Genomic DNA, 15,998 nt, shown 5'->3' on the forward strand with positions numbered 1-15,998 from the left:
ACATGCCGGCAACGAGTGCGACGGAGACGTTCCGGGCTGCCCGGGACTTCCTGATCGAGCACCGTGAGGACTACACCACGGCGTACGAGGGCTTCAGCTGGCCCCGGCCCGACTACTTCAACTGGGCGCTCGACTGGTTCGACGTGATCGCCGAGAACAACGACCGCACCGCCCTGCACATCGTGGAGGAGGACGGCGGGCGCACCGAGGTGTCCTTCGCCCGGATGGCGGCCCGCTCCAACCGGGCGGCGAACTGGCTCCGGGGGCAGGGCGTGGCCGAGGGGGACCGCATCCTCGTCATGCTCGGCAACCAGGCCGAGCTGTGGGAGACGGCGCTGGCCGCGATGAAGCTGCGAGCCGTCGTCATCCCGGCCACCCCCCTGCTGGGGCCGGCCGACCTGCGGGACCGGGTCGAGCGCGGCAGGGTCCGCCACGTCCTGGCGCGGTCGGCGGACACCGCGAAGTTCGACGAGGTACCCGGCGACTACACCCGGATCGCCGTCGGCGCCGACGTGGAGGGCTGGCTCTCCTACGGCGGTGCCGACGAGGCGCCCGAGACCTTCACCCCGGACCGCAGGACGGACGCCCATGAACCCCTGATGCTCTACTTCACCTCGGGTACCACAGCGAGTCCCAAACTGGTCGAGCACACCCATGTCTCGTACCCGGTGGGCCACTTGGCGACGATGTACTGGATCGGGCTGAAGCCCGGCGACGTCCATCTGAACATCTCCTCACCCGGCTGGGCGAAGCACGCCTGGTCGAACCTCTTCGCACCGTGGAGCGCCGAGGCCACCGTCTTCATCTTCAACTACACCCGGTTCGACGCGACCCGGCTGATGGCGGAGATGGACCGCTCGGCGGTCACCAGCTTCTGCGCCCCGCCTACGGTCTGGCGGATGCTCATCCAGGCCGACCTCGCACAGCTGAAGACGCCGCCACGCGAGGTCGTCGCGGCGGGCGAACCGCTCAACCCCGAGGTCATCGAGAGCGTCAGGCGCGCCTGGGGGGTCACGATCCGCGACGGCTTCGGCCAGACGGAGACCGCCGTGCAGGTGGCCAACACACCGGGACAGCCGCTGAAGGCGGGGTCGATGGGGCGGCCCAGCCCCGGATTCAGGGTCGAGCTGCTGGACCCCGTCACCGGTGCGCCGGGTGCGGAGGAGGGAGAGATCGCACTCGACCTGTCCGGAGCGCCCGTCGGCCTCATGACGGGATACCACGGGGACCCCGAGCGCACGGCCGAGGCCATGGCGGGCGGTTACTACCGCACGGGTGACATCGGAGCGCGGGACGAGGACGGCTACATCACGTACGTGGGCCGGGCCGACGACGTGTTCAAGGCGTCCGACTACAAGATCTCGCCCTTCGAGCTGGAGAGCGCCCTGCTGGAGCACGAGGCCGTCGCCGAGGCCGCGGTCGTGCCGGCCCCGGACCCGGTACGGCTCTCCGTCCCGAAGGCGTACGTGGTGCTCGCCGAGGGATGGGAGCCCGGTCCCGGCACGGCCAGGGCGCTCTTCGAGCACTCCCGCGCGGTGCTCGCCCCGTACAAGCGCGTCAGGCGGCTGGAGTTCGCCGACCTGCCCAAGACCGTCTCGGGCAAGATCCGCAGGATCGAGCTGCGCGAGCGCACGGCGCAGGGCACGGGCACCGAGTTCGACGAGGGGGACTTCCGGTGAGCGAGCTCTCCTACGCGCACGGCACGGGCACCACGGCACTGCTCGGCGACACCGTCGGACGCAATCTGGACCGGGCGATCGAGGCGTTCGGGGAGCGGGAGGCCCTGGTCGACGTGGCGTCCGGCCGCCGATGGACGTACACCGAATTCGGCGCCGCCGTCGAGACGCTGGCCCGCGGGCTGATGGCTTCCGGGGTGGCCAAGGGCGACAGGGTCGGCATCTGGGCGGTCAACTGCCCGGAATGGGTACTCGTCCAGTACGCCACGGCCCGTGTCGGCGCCGTCATGGTCACCATCAATCCGGCCTACCGGGCGCACGAGCTGGAGTACGTCCTCGTGCAGGCCGGGGTCTCGGTCCTGGTCGCCTCGCTCACCCACCGCACCAGCGACTACCGCGCACTCGTCGGACAGGTCCGCGCCGCCTGCCCCGCGCTGCGGTCCGTCCACTACATCGGCGATCCGTCCTGGGACGAGCTGAACGCCGCGGCGGCGGCCGTGACACCGGACCGGCTGGCTGCCCGGGAAGCGGAACTCTCGTGCGACGACCCCATCAACATCCAATACACCTCCGGGACCACGGGGTTTCCCAAGGGGGCCACGCTCACCCACCACAGCATCCTCAACAACGGCTATTTCGTCGGGGAGATGGTGGCCTACACCGAGCAGGACCGGGTATGCCTGCCCGTGCCCTTCTACCACTGTTTCGGCATGGTCATGGGGAACCTCGGCATCACCTCGCACGGCGCCTGCATCGTGATTCCCGCGCCGGCCTTCGAACCGGCGGCCGTGCTGGCCGCCGTCCAGCAGGAGCGCTGCACCTCGCTCTACGGCGTCCCCACGATGTTCATCGCGGAACTCGACCTCCCCGGTTTCGACTCGTACGACCTCTCGTCACTGCGCACCGGGATCATGGCCGGATCGCCCTGTCCGGTCGAGGTGATGAAGAGGGTCGTCGCGGAGATGCACATGGACGAGGTGTCCATCTGCTACGGCATGACGGAGACCTCGCCGGTCTCCACCCAGACCCGCCGGGACGACGACCTGGAGCGCCGCACGGGCACGGTCGGCCGGGTGATGCCGCACATCGAGGTGAAGATCGTCGACCCGGTGACGGGCGTGATCCGGCCGCGGGGTGAGGCCGGCGAACTGTGCACGCGCGGATACAGCGTGATGCTCGGTTACTGGGACCAGCCGGAGCGGACCGCCGAAGTCGTCGACGCGGGCCGCTGGATGCACACGGGGGACCTCGCGGTGATGCGGGCGGACGGATACGTCCGGATCGTCGGCCGGATCAAGGACATGATCATCCGTGGCGGGGAGAACGTCTACCCGCGTGAGATCGAGGAGTTCCTCCACGGTCACCCGAAGATCGCGGACGTCCAGGTGGTCGGGGTGCCCGACGACAGGTACGGCGAGGAGATCCTGGCCTGCGTCATTCCCCGCGACCCGGCCGATCCGCCGACGCTCGACGAGGTCGTGGCGCACTGCCGTGAGCAACTGGCGCACTACAAGATTCCGCGTGCGCTGCGCATTCTGGAGGCGTTCCCGATGACGGTCAGCGGTAAGGTGCGGAAGGTCGAACTGCGAGAGGGCTACGGGGCGTAGCCCGCGCCGGCGGCCGCCGGATCAGGCGGCCTCGATGACGCCGGAGCCTATGCCCTGGGTCGCCGCGGCCCATTCGACGAGCAGCACTTCGTACTCCGCGGCTTCCACCGAAGTCCAGTCCTGGCCGGCGCGCGAGTCGACGAGTGCGCGGATCGCCTCGTTGGCCTCGACAGCCGACGGGTGGGCGGGCTGGGTCAGGAAAACGGGGGAGGAGTGAGTGGGATGCCGAGGAGTTAAGACCATGCCTTCACTCTACGTCCTCATACTGACAACAGCTCGAACATATGCGCCTGGCAGGGCACAGGTGACCGAAATCATGTGCCCGGGGCCGGGTGTTCAGGGGCCCGCGCTGATCAGTTCGTCGGCGGGGCCGTTCACCGGTTGCGGTGTTCCCGTGAGGTCCAGGACGAACAGCGGGACGACGAGGCCGTCCGCGCGTGAGCGGGCCTCGTCGGTGTAGCCGGCCAGGGAGAACAGCACGCCTCTCGCCGAGGCGTTGAGGGCGTTCAGCCAAAGGCACTCGACATCCCGCACGGCGGTCGGCCGCGTGGTCGCGTCGACCTGGGCGACGACGCCGGCGGCTCGCAGATCGATCCGGGCACCGGGCCGCGCCTCGGGCTGGATGACGTCGCGGAAGCCGAGCCATCTCATGTACAGCGCCGCCGTGCTCACCGCGTCGCGGGCCGTGCGTATCACCAGGGGCCGGAACGACGGACGCGGACGCGCCGCGGTGCGCGGCAGCGGTATGTGGGACGGCCCGGGCGCGGCCGGGGCGGGAGGCGGTGCCGTGGCGCCCCGCGTGGCGACCGGGCGCACCGGGATCCGCAGCACCGCGCCGCAGGGGCAGCAGAGTTCGGGGTGCGGCCACTGGTCGCGGCGCCCGCAGGAATGGCACCGCACGCTCACCCAGTCGTCGTTCCAGGTGCGGTGCGTGATGAGCACGGCCGGTGCGCCGCGCATCAGCGGCGGCGCGGTCGGGGAGCCGCACGGGCAGGGGTAGACCGGCGTGACGTACGCGTGATCCCTGCGGCAGGCCGGGCAGCGCACCGGTACGGACTCCACGTGCTGCCCCCTTCTCCCGCCCCCACGGCGGCGACTGCGTTCCGTGTCCCCATCGTCCACGAGGAGCGACGCCCCGGGGAGGAATTCGCACACTTCGGCCCGTCGGTCTCCGCCGTTTCCCCCGCGCTCCCTTGACGGCTGTCCCGGGCCGCCCTAAGTTGATTCCGTATAGCAGAACTAAGTTTCCATAATGCGGAATTGGCGCTCTCAGGTGGCGCGACAGAGCCCGACTCCACCAGGTCCGAGCAGGAGCACTCATGCCTCGTATGACCGCTGCCCGAGCGGCAGTTGAGATCCTCAAGCGCGAAGGCGTCAGCAACGCGTTCGGCGTGCCGGGCGCGGCGATCAACCCGTTCTACGCGGCCCTCAAGGCCTCCGGAGGGGTGCACCACACCCTCGCCCGCCATGTCGAGGGCGCCTCCCACATGGCGGAGGGGTACACCCGTGCCGCGGCCGGGAACATCGGTGTCTGCATCGGTACGTCCGGTCCCGCCGGCACGGACATGATCACCGGCCTCTACTCGGCCATCGCCGACTCGATCCCGATCCTCTGCATCACGGGCCAGGCGCCCACGGCGGTCCTCCACAAGGAGGACTTCCAGGCCGTCGACATCGCGTCGATCGCCGCGCCGGTCACCAAGGCCGCGACCACCGTCCTGGAGGCGGCCCAGGTCCCGGGCGTCTTCCAGCAGGCCTTCCACCTCATGCGCACCGGCCGGCCCGGACCGGTCCTCATCGATCTGCCGATCGACGTCCAGCTCACCGAGATCGAGTTCGACCCCGAGCTCTACGAGCCGCTGCCCGTCCACAAGCCCGCCGCGAGCCGCAGGCAGATCGAGCGGGCCGTGGAGATGCTCAACGCCTCCGAGCGGCCGCTGCTCGTCGCGGGCGGCGGCATCATCAACGCCGACGCCTCCGCCCTCCTCGTGGAGTTCGCCGAGCTCACCGGGGTCCCGGTCGTCCCGACCCTGATGGGCTGGGGCATCCTCCCCGACGACCACGAGCTGAACGCGGGCATGGTCGGCCTGCAGACCTCGCACCGCTACGGCAACGCGAACTTCCTGGAGTCCGACTTCGTCCTCGGCATCGGCAACCGCTGGGCCAACCGCCACACCGGCAAGCTGGACGTCTACACCGAGGGCCGTACCTTCGTCCACGTCGACATCGAGCCCACCCAGCTGGGTAAGATCTTCGCCCCGGACCTCGGGATCGCGTCCGACGCGAAGGCCGCCCTCGAGCTCTTCGTCGAGGTGGCGCGCGAGCTCAAGGCGGCGGGCGGGCTGCGGGACCGTACGGTCTGGGCCGCGTCCACACAGGAACGCCGGGCCACGCTGCAGCGCCGCACCCACTTCGACAACGTGCCGCTGAAGCCGCAGCGGGTGTACGAGGAGATGAACCGGGCGTTCGGCCCCGAGACCCGGTACGTCAGCACCATCGGCCTCTCCCAGATCGCCGGCGCGCAGATGCTGCACGTCTACCGGCCGCGCCACTGGATCAACTGCGGCCAGGCCGGGCCGCTGGGCTGGACGATCCCCGCCGCGCTCGGTGTCGCGACGGCCGACCCGGACGGGTCCGTCGTCGCCCTCTCCGGCGACTACGACTTCCAGTTCATGCTGGAGGAGCTCGCCGTCGGCGCGCAGCACCGCATCCCGTACGTCCACGTGCTGGTGAACAACTCCTACCTGGGGCTCATCCGCCAGGCCCAGCGCAACTTCGACATCGACTTCCAGGTCAACCTGGAGTTCGAGAACCTCAACTCCCCGGAACTGGGCGTCTACGGCGTGGACCACGTCAAGGTCGTCGAGGGGCTGGGCTGCAAGGCGATCCGGGTCACGGAGCCGGACCAGCTCCTGCCGGCCTTCGAGGAGGCGAAGAAGCTCGCGGCCGAGCACCGGGTCCCCGTCGTCGTCGAGGCGATCCTGGAGCGGGTCACGAACATCTCGATGAGCGGGACCGACATCGCGTCGGTCAACGAGTTCGAGGACGTGGCGTCCGAGCCCGGCCACGCACCCACCGCGATCCGCGCGCTGACGGTGTCCTGACCCCGGTCGACGGCGGCCTCCACGACCTGTGCGGTCGTGGAGGCCGCCGTCGTGTCCGGGCGCGACGCCACGGCCGGGTGGCGCCCGGGTCCGGTCGCCACGGTCACGGAAGCGGCCCGTGGGACGCCGGCCGGCCACGCGGTGAGAGCCGCCCGCGCCCCGGTGCGTCTCATGTGGCGTCCGCACGCCCGTGGGTGCGGTTCCGCACCGCTGGTCGCGGCCGGATCGCACCCTACCCGCACCTGCTGCCTGCCCCGGATCCTTGTCCCATGGGGGACACCGAGAGCGCCGTACCCTGCCCGGACCCGCCCGACGACCACTCCGGCCGCCTCACCGGCGACTTCCTCGCGCTGCTCGAAGGGGCCACCGCCCCCCGGCCGCCCGCCCCGCCCGACTGTCCGTTCTGCGACCTTCCACAGGACCGGTACGCCACGGAGTACGCGGGACACTGGATCCTCCTCGAACCCCGCGTCCTCGTCCCGGCGCACACCGTTCCGCCGCGACGGCGGTGGATCATCACCTCGGCCGGGACCGCCCTGAACCTGTGGGACGCGGAGCCGCTCCCCGGCGCCGAGTGCCGCGTCCCGCACCGGGTCGTCTGCCCCTGGCTCGAACCCGAGGACCACTGGCCGTGGGGCACGGCTCGCCGGCAGCGCAACAGGCAGCGCTCGCAGCGTCTGTTCGACCTGCCGGAGGAGGGTCTGCCGGACACGGGGTGAGCGGGGCGCGGCGTCCCGGGCCGGCCCGGTGTCCCGGCTGGCGGTTCCGCTCCGGCGCGACGGCGCGTGTCCGCCGGGGCCACGTGCTCGTCGGACGTCCCGACGGGGGCAGGGGAACAGGGGGCGGTGAGGGGAACTCCGACGGCATGGCACGGAAAGGCAGGGGTGCGGTGCACGCCCCACGCGTGCACCGCACCCCTGCGATCTGTTCACAGCGACCGCGACGGCGGGCTGCGGGCCTGCGGCGGGCCGGTTCCTTCAGGTCTGGAGCCGGGCCGCCGGGCCCTTCGCCACCGCACTGGCGTCGTCCGCCGCCGCGGTCCCGTCCTGCCGGTGCCGCGCTGCACCCCTCATCCGGGTGCGCGGCACGGGCAGGGCCCTGGGAGGGAGGCTCAGTCCTCGCGCAGTGCGCGGACGGCCTCCTCCACGCGCTTGCCGTAGTCGGCGTCGGCGGCGTGGAAGTGGGCGAGGTTCTTCTCGATCACGTCGTCGCGGGTGACCTGCGAGAGGCCTCCGGCGATGTTGGCGACCAGGCGGTCCTTCTCGTCCGCCGACATCAGCCGGTAGAGCTCGCCCGCCTGGAAGAAGTCGTCGTCCTTCGTGTGGGCGGGCGCCTCGTGCGTGCCCGTCCAGCCGTGCACGGGCAGCGGCGCCGCCAGTGCCGAGCCGGTCTGGGCGGGGCCCGCGTACGAGTTCGGCTCGTAGTTCTTGTCCTGGCGCGATCCGTACCGCGTCGCGTGCAGCCCGTCCCGGCCGTAGTTGTCGACGGTCGCCGTCCTGGGGGCGTTGACGGGGAGCTGGGTGTGGTTGATGCCCAGCCGGTAGCGCTGGGCGTCGGCGTACGCGAACAGCCGGCCCTGCAGCATCTTGTCCGGGGACGGGCCGATGCCGGGCACGAAGTTGTTCGGCGAGAACGCCGCCTGCTCCACCTCGGCGAAGACGTTGTCCGGGTTGCGGTCCAGCACCAGGCGGCCTACCCGCCGCAGCGGGTAGTCGGCGTGCGGCCAGACCTTCGTGACGTCGAACGGGTTGAAGCGGTAGTCCGCCGCCTCCGCCGCCGGCATGAGCTGCACGTACAGCGTCCAGGACGGGTTGACTCCCCGCTCGATGGCCTGGAGCAGGTCGGTCTGGTGCGAGTTGGCGTCCTTGCCGACCTGTTCGGCGGCCTGCTCCGCGGAGAGCGAGCGCACACCCTGGTTCGTCTTGAAGTGGTACTTGACGAAGAAGGCCTCGCCCTCCGCGTTCGTCCACTGGTACGTGTGCGAGCCGAAGCCGTTCATGTGGCGGTACGAGGCGGGGATGCCCCGGTCGCCCATGAGCCAGGTGATCTGATGGGTCGCCTCGGGGGAGTTCGCCCAGAAGTCCCAGACGTTGTCCGGCTCCTGACGGCCCGTGAACGGGTCGCGCTTCTGCGAGTGGATGAAGTCGGGGAACTTGATCGGGTCCTTGATGAAGAACACCGGGGTGTTGTTGCCGACGAGGTCGTAGTTGCCCTCATTCGTGTAGAACTTGAGGGCGAAGCCGCGGGGGTCGCGGACGGCGTCCGCGCCGCCCAGCGAGTCGGCGACCGTGGAGAAGCGGATGAACGTCTCGGTGCGGCGGCCCACTTCGGAGAGGAAGTCGGCGCGGGTGTAGCCGGTGACGTCGTCGGTCACCTCGAAGTAGCCGTACGCGCCGGAGCCGCGGGCGTGGACGACGCGCTCCGGGATGCGCTCACGGTTGAAGCGGGCGAGCTTCTCGAGCAGGTGCTGGTCCTGGATGAGGATCGGCCCGCCGGCACCGGCCGTGGCGGAGTTCTGGTTGTCGGCGACCGGGGCGCCTGACTCGGTCGTGAGCACACGCTGGGACATGGAGGCCTTCCGTACGGGGCTGCTGACGGCTTCAGGAGAGTAGATTCGCCGGGATCGACGCGTCAACAGTTTGTTGAAATTGGAGGAGGAGATTCCGGGCCGCGGCGACGCCTGGGCGCGACAGGACAGGTGTCAGCGCCACCGCGACCCGGAGTTCGGGGGGCCCAGGGGAGGGCCGGGGGTGTCAGACCTGGGAGCCGGAGAGCCGCTCGACGGAGCGCAGCAGGGCCGAGTGGTCGAGGCCGCCGTCCCCCTGCGCGCGCAGGGAGGCCACGAGCTGGGCCACGACCCCGCCGACGGGCAGCGCCGCGCCGACGTTCCGGGCGGCGTCCGTGACGATGCCCATGTCCTTGTGGTGCAGGTCGATCCGGAAGCCCGGAGCGAAGTCCCGCTTAAGGAAGTTGTCCTTCTTGCGGGTCAGGACCGTCGAGCCGGCGAGTCCGCCGTTGAGCACGTCGAGCGCGGCGGCGAGGTCGACCCCGGACTTCTCGAGGAAGACGACGGCTTCGGCGCAGGCCTGGATGTTGACCGCGACGATCAGCTGGTTGGCCGCCTTCACCGTCTGGCCGGAGCCGTGGGGCCCGCACAGCACGATCGTCTTGCCCAGCGCGTCGAGCAGCGGCTTCGCGGCGTCGAAGTCGGGCTGCTCGCCGCCCACCATGATGGACAGGACGGCCTCGATCGCGCCGGCCTCACCGCCGGAGACGGGGGCGTCCAGCACGCGGATGCCCTTGTCCTTCGCGCGCGATGCCAGGTCCACGGAGGTCTGCGGCGTGATCGAGGACATGTCGATCAGCAGGGCGCCCTGCCTGGCGTTCTCCAGGATGCCGTCGGGGCCGTAGGCGATGGCCTCGACCTGCGGGGACGCCGGGACCATGGTGATGACGACGTCCGCGTCGCGCACCGCGTCGGCGATCGAGGCGGCGCCGTGGCCGCCCGCCGCGACGAGCCGGTCGATCTTGTCCTGCTCCAGGGTGTAGCCGGTCACCTGGTACCCGGCCTTGACCAGGTTCTCGGACATGGGCGAGCCCATGATGCCGAGACCGATCCAGGCGACCTTGGGGAGGTTGCTGCTCATGAGGGTGCCTTCCGGTAAGCGTGTGTACGTGGGGCGGGGCCCTCAGCGGGCCGGCCGGTGCTCGGCGGGGAGCCAGGCGAACGCCTCGGCGCTCGGCCGGTCGCCCGGCTTGTACTCCAGGCCGACCCAGCCGTCGTAACCGGCCTCGGCCAGCTCGTCGAGGAGGCGCTCCAGCGGGAGCGAGCCGGTGCCGGGCGCGCCGCGCCCCGGGTTGTCGGCGATCTGGACGTGGCCGGTCCTCGAGGCGTACGCCTTGATCACCTGGCTGAGGTCCTCGCCGTTCATCGACAGGTGGTAGAGGTCGAGCAGGAACGTTGCGTTGCCCAGGCCCGTCGCCTCGTTGACCCGGTCGGCCACCTCGACGCCCGCCGGTGCGCTGACCAGGGGGTAGAGCGGTGACTCCGCGCCGTTGAGGGTCTCGATGAGGAGGGTGGCACCGATCCGGTGGGCCGCGCGTGCGGCCAGGACCAGGTTCTCCAGGGCGAGTTCGTCCTGCGCGGCCGGTTCCACGCCCTCGACGCGGTTGCCGTAGAGCGCGTTGAGCGCCTTGCAGCCGACCGAGGCCGCGAAGTCCGCCGCCACGTCGATGTTGGCACGGAAGCGGTCCGACTCCTCGCCGGGCAGCGAGAGCGCCCCGCGGTCGGGGCCGGGCAGCCGGCCGGCGTAGAAGTTCAGCCCCACCAGCTGGGTGCCCGCGTCGTCGAGCGCCTTCTTCAGGGCGTCGAGCTCGGCCTGCGCCGGGGTGGGGGTCTCGATCCAGGGCCACCAGAGCTCGACCGCGGTGAAGCCCGCGGCGGCGGCCGCCGCGGGGCGCTCCAGGAGCGGGAGTTCGGTGAAGAGGATCGAAAGGTTCACATCGAAGCGCTGGTCCGAGAAACCCATCATGCGCTCCTTCCGTATTGCGGAAGTTTGTTTCTACTTAACGGAAGATTGCCTGGCGGGTGGTGGGGCTGTCAAGAGGCGACCCGAATTCCGGACACACGGGAGCGGGGTGGAGGATCTGGCATCCTCCACCCCGCTCCGTCTCACGACCGCCTGGTCAGGAGGCCGGTACCGTGTCCTCGAACGCGGTGCCCGCCGCCCGGTATCCACTCACCAGAGCCGACACCTGGGCCGGTGAGAGCACCTGGTCCTTGACGTGCAGGACGTAGTCCACCTGCTGGTCGTACGAGCGCGGCGTCGTGCTGCTCTGGCCCGCCAGGTCGATCAGCCACTGGTTGAAGTTGATCGACATGGGGCGCTCCGGGAGGTACGCCGCTCCGTGCGTGCCGAAGTGCTGCCCGTCGACGTAGTACGTGATGGCGCTGTCGTCGACCGTCACCACCAGGTCGTGCCATCCGGCGTAGCTCTGCCGGACCTCGCTGTGCTGGTTGACGGCCTCCCACGGGTCGGGCCGGTAGGTCTCCCACGAGGTGGTGTAGAGGATGTTGGCCGGCTCGCCCCAGCCGCCGTTGGGCAGGTACTCGAAGTCGTACTCGGCGTAGTCGTCCGCCATCGGCGCCTTCAGGTCGTTGATGGTGAAGAAGGTCTGGACGAGGTGGTCCCCGTCAGGCCCCGACCTCGGCGCGTCGCTGAACTTCACCCGGGCCGCGTAGGTGCCGTTACGGAACTTCATGGCCCGGGTGAGGATCTCCGTCTGAACCGTCGAGGCACCCGTGCCCGCCGTCGACGTCTCCAGGTTCATCACCGAATTGCCGCTCTGCGTCTGGAAGGTGACGTTCTGCGGAGCCCAGACGGCACCCGGTACCCCGGGCCCGCCCGAGTTCGAGCGGACGCTCCAGCCGTTCGCCGCGATCCTCGGGTCCGTGTGACCGCTGTAGTCGAAGTCGTCGAACAGCCTGGGACCGCCGGCCGGGGGGTCGGTGGGCGGATCGGTCGGGCCGTCGCCCCCGGGGGCCTCGCCCCACGCGGTGACACCGCCCAGTTGGGCGGTGATCCGGGGCCAGTCGCCGTAGGTGCTCCGCTCGGCGCCGAAGGAGTAGTCGTCGCTCTGCCGCAGCGACTGCCAGTCCGCACGGTGGAAGCGCAGCTGCATGTCCCCGGTGTCCGCGCCGGGAGCCAGGGAGCCCGCCCCGGCGCTGAAGGAGATCTCCAGGTAGCGGTCGGCGGTGGCGGTCGGATTCGGCAGGGTCCTGAAGGTCCCGGTGATGTTCGCGCAGCCCTTCACCGCCCACGAGCAGGCGAAACGGTAGGCAGCCGAGGCCGAATCGGCCTTGAAGTAGTACCGGACCTTGACGTTCGTGAGCGGCACGCTGGTGCTGCCGGTGTTGCGCACCTTCAGCCACGGCTCGCTCTGGTCCGCCGAGGCCCCGGCGGCGCTCGTGCGGTACTGGACGGTGAGCCCGCCGGCCGCCGCGGCGGTCGAGGGCAGGGCGGCGAGGGCCGTGCAGCCCAGGGCCAGGGTGACGGCGGCGGCCGCCGCCGCGCGGATACGGCTCCTGCGGAATGTCCTCATGGCGATGTTCCTCTCCGGAACGGTGGGGGATGAGCTACCGAGGGGGTGGCGCTGTACCTGCGGACGCGGTCGCCAGGGACCGCGTGGTGAGAGGCCGGTATCGGACGCCGAGGGCGTCCAGCCGGGCGGTGTGGACCCGCAGCCGCCCGACGAATCCGGCCCAGTCGCTGCGCTCCCCGGACCACGCGCGGTCCGCGAGGGCGCACAGCCGTGGGTAGGTGAGGTACTCGATCCGGTCCGGCGTCGTCACGTACTCGGTCCACAGCTGCGCCTGTGTGCCCAGGACCCGGGAGGCCGCCTCCGGCTCCCAGTCCCGCGGCACCGGCTCGTTCGCGTGGACCGCGTGCAGGGCGACGGGTTCGCCCCGCTGGGCGGGGGGTTCGCCGGGATCCGTGGACTGCGCGTAGTCCAGGTACGTGGATCGGTGGTGCGCGGTCACCACCCGGTGTCCGCGCCGGGCGGCGGCAAGGGCGTGCGCCGGATCGCGCCAGGTCATCACCGTGAACTCGGGGGGCAGTTCGGCGCCCGTCTCGGCCCAGCCGGTGGGGCGGCGTCCGTGCTCCACGAGGTACGAGCCGATGCGTGCCATGAACCATCCGTGCAGCTCCCGGGGGCCGGCCAGCCCCTCGGCTGCCGCACGGTCCCGGGCCGCCGGACTGTTCTCCCACTCGGTCGTCGGGCACTCCTCCCCGCCGATGTGGACGTACGGCGAGGGGAAGACCTCCATGACCTCATCGAGCACGGTCCGGCAGAAGTCGAGGACCGCTTCGTGGACGCCCAGCACGGTGTCGCACACACCCCACCTGGTCCAGACGTCCAGTTGCCGCTCCGGGTGGTTGCCGAGGGCCGGGTAGGCGGCGAGAGCCGCGCGCACATGGCCGGGCATCTCGATCTCCGGCACGACGGTCACCCCGAGCTCCCGCGCGTGGCGGACCAGGTCACGCAGCTCCGCCTTGGTGTACGACCCCGCGTGCGGCACCCCGTCGGCCAGCGACTGGGCCCGGTGCCCGCCCACCGACGTCAGCCGGGGGAAGGCGTCGACCGGCATGCGCCAGCCCTGGTCGTCGGTGAGGTGCAGGTGGAGGACGTTGAGCTTGTGCAGCGCCATCAGGTCCACGTACCTGCGCAGGTAGGAGACGGGCTGGAAGTGCCGGGCGACGTCCAGCATCGCGCCGCGCCAGGGATGGCGTGGTAGGTCGCTGATCTCGACGCACGGCAGTTCCCAGGGCACGCCCCGCACACCGCCCGACAGCGCTTCGGGCGGCAGCAGCTGCCGGATCGTCTGGACCCCCCGGAGCAGGCCCTCGGGCCGGGCCGCCCGCAGCAGCAGTGCCTCCGGCCCGACGGTCAGGCCGTACCCCTCGTCGCCGAGCCCGCCGAGGTGCGGGTCCAGTGCCAGGACGACGCGGCCCTCGGACGAGGACCGCAGGGGCAGCCCGGTGGTGGGGCCGAGGAGGGCGCGCAGCAGGTCGGCCGCCGGTTCCGCCCCCGGCAGGGCACGTACGGCGGTGTCCTGGCCGAGGAGGAAGCGGCCCGGGCGCGGCGAGACCTTGTGGGGGCGGGGGACGAGGGAGAGCTCGGGGCGTGATGCGGGCACGGGGGCCTCCAGGTGCGGGTCTCGGGGTTCGGCGTGGACTGCCGTGCGCGGACCGGGGAACCGGGTGGGGCGGCAGTCCGCGGACCGGCTCAGCCCTTCACGGCACCGGCCGCGAAGCCGGAGGTCACATGGCGCTGGAGGAGCAGGAAGATCACCAGCGCCGGCAGGGCGAAGAGGGTCGAGGCGGCCATGGTGGCGCCCCAGTCGGTGCCGAAGGTGTTCTGGAAGGAGGAGAGCCAGACCGGGAGGGTGCGGTTGTCCTGCTGCTTGATGATCAGGAAGTTGGCGTAGGCGAACTCGTTCCAGGCGGTGATGAAGCCGAAGAGCGAGGTCGCCATCAGGCCGGGCGCGAGCAGTGGCAGGGCGACCTTCACGAAGGCGCCGGTCCGGGTGCAGCCGTCGACCTGGGCGGCCTCCTCCAGTTCGGGCGGGATCGTCGCGAGGAAGCCCCTCAGCACCACGATCGTGAAGGGAAGCGTGATCATGAAGTAGACGAGGGTCAGGGTCGGCAGCCGGTCGAGCATGTCCGTGTCCCGCGAGATGATGTAGACGGGGATGATCAGCGATTCCCAGGGCGCCATCTGGGCGATGAAGACCATGAGCATGAACTGTCGCCGCCCCTTCCAGCGCAGCCGGGCGACGGCGAACGAGGCTCCGAGTGCCACGACGAGGGAGAGCAGCACGGCTCCCAGCGTGACCAGGACGCTGTTGCGCCAGAACAGTTCGAACCCGTCCGCCTGCACGGCCCGGCGGAAGTGCTCCAGCGTCCAGGTGTACGGCACGAGCCGGGGCTCGGCGGACCGGATGTCCCGGGACGGCTTGAAGGCGGTGGAGACCATCCAGTACACCGGGAAGAGGCACACCACGACGGTCACGACGGCGGCGGCGTTCAGCGGGATCCGCCGTACGCGGGGGTGCGGCGAGGTCATCGCGGGTCGTCCTCCTGACGGAACATCTGGCGGAAGTACAGGACCAGCACCCCGGACATCAGCACCACCGTGACCATCGAGGCGGCGGAGCCCAGGTCGTAGCGCTGGCCGGAGAGCGCCGTCTGGACCGCGTACACGGGCAGGATGGTGGTGGCGTCACCGGGGCCGCCCCGGGTCATCACCCAGATCTGGACGAACGCCTTGAAGGTCCAGATCACCTCCAGCGAGAGGACCAGCATGAAGATCGGCCGCAGCATCGGGAAGGTGAGGGACCGGAAGATCCGGGGACCCGTGGCACCGTCCAGGCGGGCCGACTCGTACAGCTCGGCGGGGACCGTGGTCAGGGCGGAGTAGAGGGTGACCGCCGCGAAGGGCACGGACTGCCAGACGATCAGCAGGACCAGGATCGTGAAGGCCGCCGTACCGTTCGCGAACCACGGGTACCGGTCGAACGACTCGAAGCCGAGAGCCGTCAGGGACTGGTTGACGATGCCGAACTCGGAGTGGAACAGCCACTGGAAGACCGTCGTGGCCGCGACCACCGGCATGGCCCAGGCGAGGACCAGCGAGCAGAGCACGACCGTACGGCCGGCCCGGCGCAGCCGCTCCGTCATCAGGGCGACCAGCGTCGAGATGACCATGATCAGCACGACGTTGACGGCCATGAAGACGAAGGTGCGGCCGGTCACCTCCCAGAAGCGCGGGTCGGACAGCAGCGTCCGGTAGTTGCGCAGGCCCACGAACTCGGCGTCCCCGCTGATCAGCTGGCGGAGGCGGAAGTCCTGGAGGGAGATCGCCACGGCCCGCACCAGCGGGTACACCAGCAGATAGAGGGTTCCGCAGATCGCGGGCGCGATCAGGACGTACGGCCAGAGGTCGCGCGGCGGCCGGCCGGGCCGCCCCGGTGGTGCCTCCGGGGGACGGTGGACGCGTGGCGTGGGCCGTTCACGGACAGCCGGCACGGCGCGCCTCCTCTCGGTGGT

The 15,998-nt window shown here is 70.8% G+C and carries 13 protein-coding genes; 4 read left to right on the forward strand and 9 right to left on the reverse strand.

Annotated elements, in window-relative coordinates:
- The first annotated feature begins 2 nt into the window (after window positions 1-2).
- The gene (locus ACHFIV_RS09170) at window positions 3-1,679 is read left to right on the forward strand and encodes an AMP-binding protein (protein ID WP_398965420.1); all 1,677 of its coding nucleotides are present in this window, start codon (window positions 3-5) and stop codon (window positions 1,677-1,679) included.
- Window positions 1,676-3,283: an AMP-binding protein gene (locus ACHFIV_RS09175; protein ID WP_398965422.1), complete on the forward strand. Its 1,608-nt coding sequence runs from the start codon at window positions 1,676-1,678 to the stop codon at window positions 3,281-3,283. Before ACHFIV_RS09170 ends, ACHFIV_RS09175 begins: the two co-directional genes overlap by 4 nt.
- A 21-nt stretch (window positions 3,284-3,304) precedes the next feature.
- Here the strand turns inward: ACHFIV_RS09175 and ACHFIV_RS09180 are convergent, their stop codons facing one another.
- Complete coding sequence (locus ACHFIV_RS09180) at window positions 3,305-3,526, reverse strand: hypothetical protein (RefSeq protein ID WP_398965424.1); 222 nt, start codon at window positions 3,524-3,526, stop codon at window positions 3,305-3,307.
- Window positions 3,527-3,619: 93 nt separating this feature from the next.
- Window positions 3,620-4,345, reverse strand: a complete 726-nt coding sequence (locus tag ACHFIV_RS09185) for a hypothetical protein (RefSeq protein ID WP_398965426.1) — start codon at window positions 4,343-4,345, stop codon at window positions 3,620-3,622.
- Window positions 4,346-4,602: 257 nt separating this feature from the next.
- Here ACHFIV_RS09185 and gcl point away from each other — a divergent pair, with 257 nt between their 5' ends.
- Entirely contained in the window at window positions 4,603-6,387 is a 1,785-nt protein-coding gene (gene gcl / locus ACHFIV_RS09190) for a glyoxylate carboligase (protein ID WP_398965428.1), read from the forward strand.
- Window positions 6,388-6,656: 269 nt separating this feature from the next.
- Entirely contained in the window at window positions 6,657-7,106 is a 450-nt protein-coding gene (locus ACHFIV_RS09195) for a DUF6083 domain-containing protein (protein WP_398965429.1), read from the forward strand.
- Between the two features lie 392 nt (window positions 7,107-7,498).
- On the opposite strand, the gene ACHFIV_RS09200 is transcribed toward ACHFIV_RS09195, so the two are convergent.
- From ACHFIV_RS09200 to ACHFIV_RS09230, 7 genes are all read right to left on the reverse strand, one after another.
- A complete protein-coding gene (locus ACHFIV_RS09200; RefSeq protein ID WP_398965431.1) occupies window positions 7,499-8,956 on the reverse strand; it encodes a catalase in 1,458 nt (485 codons plus the stop codon).
- Between the two features lie 184 nt (window positions 8,957-9,140).
- Window positions 9,141-10,034 carry a 2-hydroxy-3-oxopropionate reductase gene (locus ACHFIV_RS09205; protein WP_398965432.1) on the reverse strand — a complete coding sequence of 298 codons (894 nt, stop codon included), beginning with the start codon at window positions 10,032-10,034 and terminating at the stop codon, window positions 9,141-9,143.
- A 42-nt stretch (window positions 10,035-10,076) separates the two neighbouring features.
- The gene (locus ACHFIV_RS09210; protein WP_398965434.1) at window positions 10,077-10,916 is read right to left on the reverse strand and encodes a TIM barrel protein; all 840 of its coding nucleotides are present in this window, start codon (window positions 10,914-10,916) and stop codon (window positions 10,077-10,079) included.
- Between the two features lie 157 nt (window positions 10,917-11,073).
- Window positions 11,074-12,489, reverse strand: a complete 1,416-nt coding sequence (locus tag ACHFIV_RS09215; protein ID WP_398965436.1) for a cellulose binding domain-containing protein — start codon at window positions 12,487-12,489, stop codon at window positions 11,074-11,076.
- A gap of 34 nt (window positions 12,490-12,523) precedes the next feature.
- Window positions 12,524-14,086 carry a beta-N-acetylhexosaminidase gene (locus tag ACHFIV_RS09220; RefSeq protein WP_398965438.1) on the reverse strand — a complete coding sequence of 521 codons (1,563 nt, stop codon included), beginning with the start codon at window positions 14,084-14,086 and terminating at the stop codon, window positions 12,524-12,526.
- 89 nt (window positions 14,087-14,175) lie between these two features.
- Entirely contained in the window at window positions 14,176-15,015 is an 840-nt protein-coding gene (locus tag ACHFIV_RS09225; RefSeq protein ID WP_398965439.1) for a carbohydrate ABC transporter permease, read from the reverse strand.
- Complete coding sequence (locus ACHFIV_RS09230) at window positions 15,012-15,977, reverse strand: carbohydrate ABC transporter permease (RefSeq protein ID WP_398965441.1); 966 nt, start codon at window positions 15,975-15,977, stop codon at window positions 15,012-15,014. The genes ACHFIV_RS09225 and ACHFIV_RS09230 overlap by 4 nt, the downstream gene beginning before the upstream one ends.
- Between the last annotated feature and the right edge of the window lie 21 nt (window positions 15,978-15,998).

Origin of the sequence: Streptomyces sp. ALB3, from assembly GCF_044385685.1 — a bacterium.
In the GTDB taxonomy this organism is placed as follows: Bacteria; Actinomycetota; Actinomycetes; order Streptomycetales; family Streptomycetaceae; genus Streptomyces.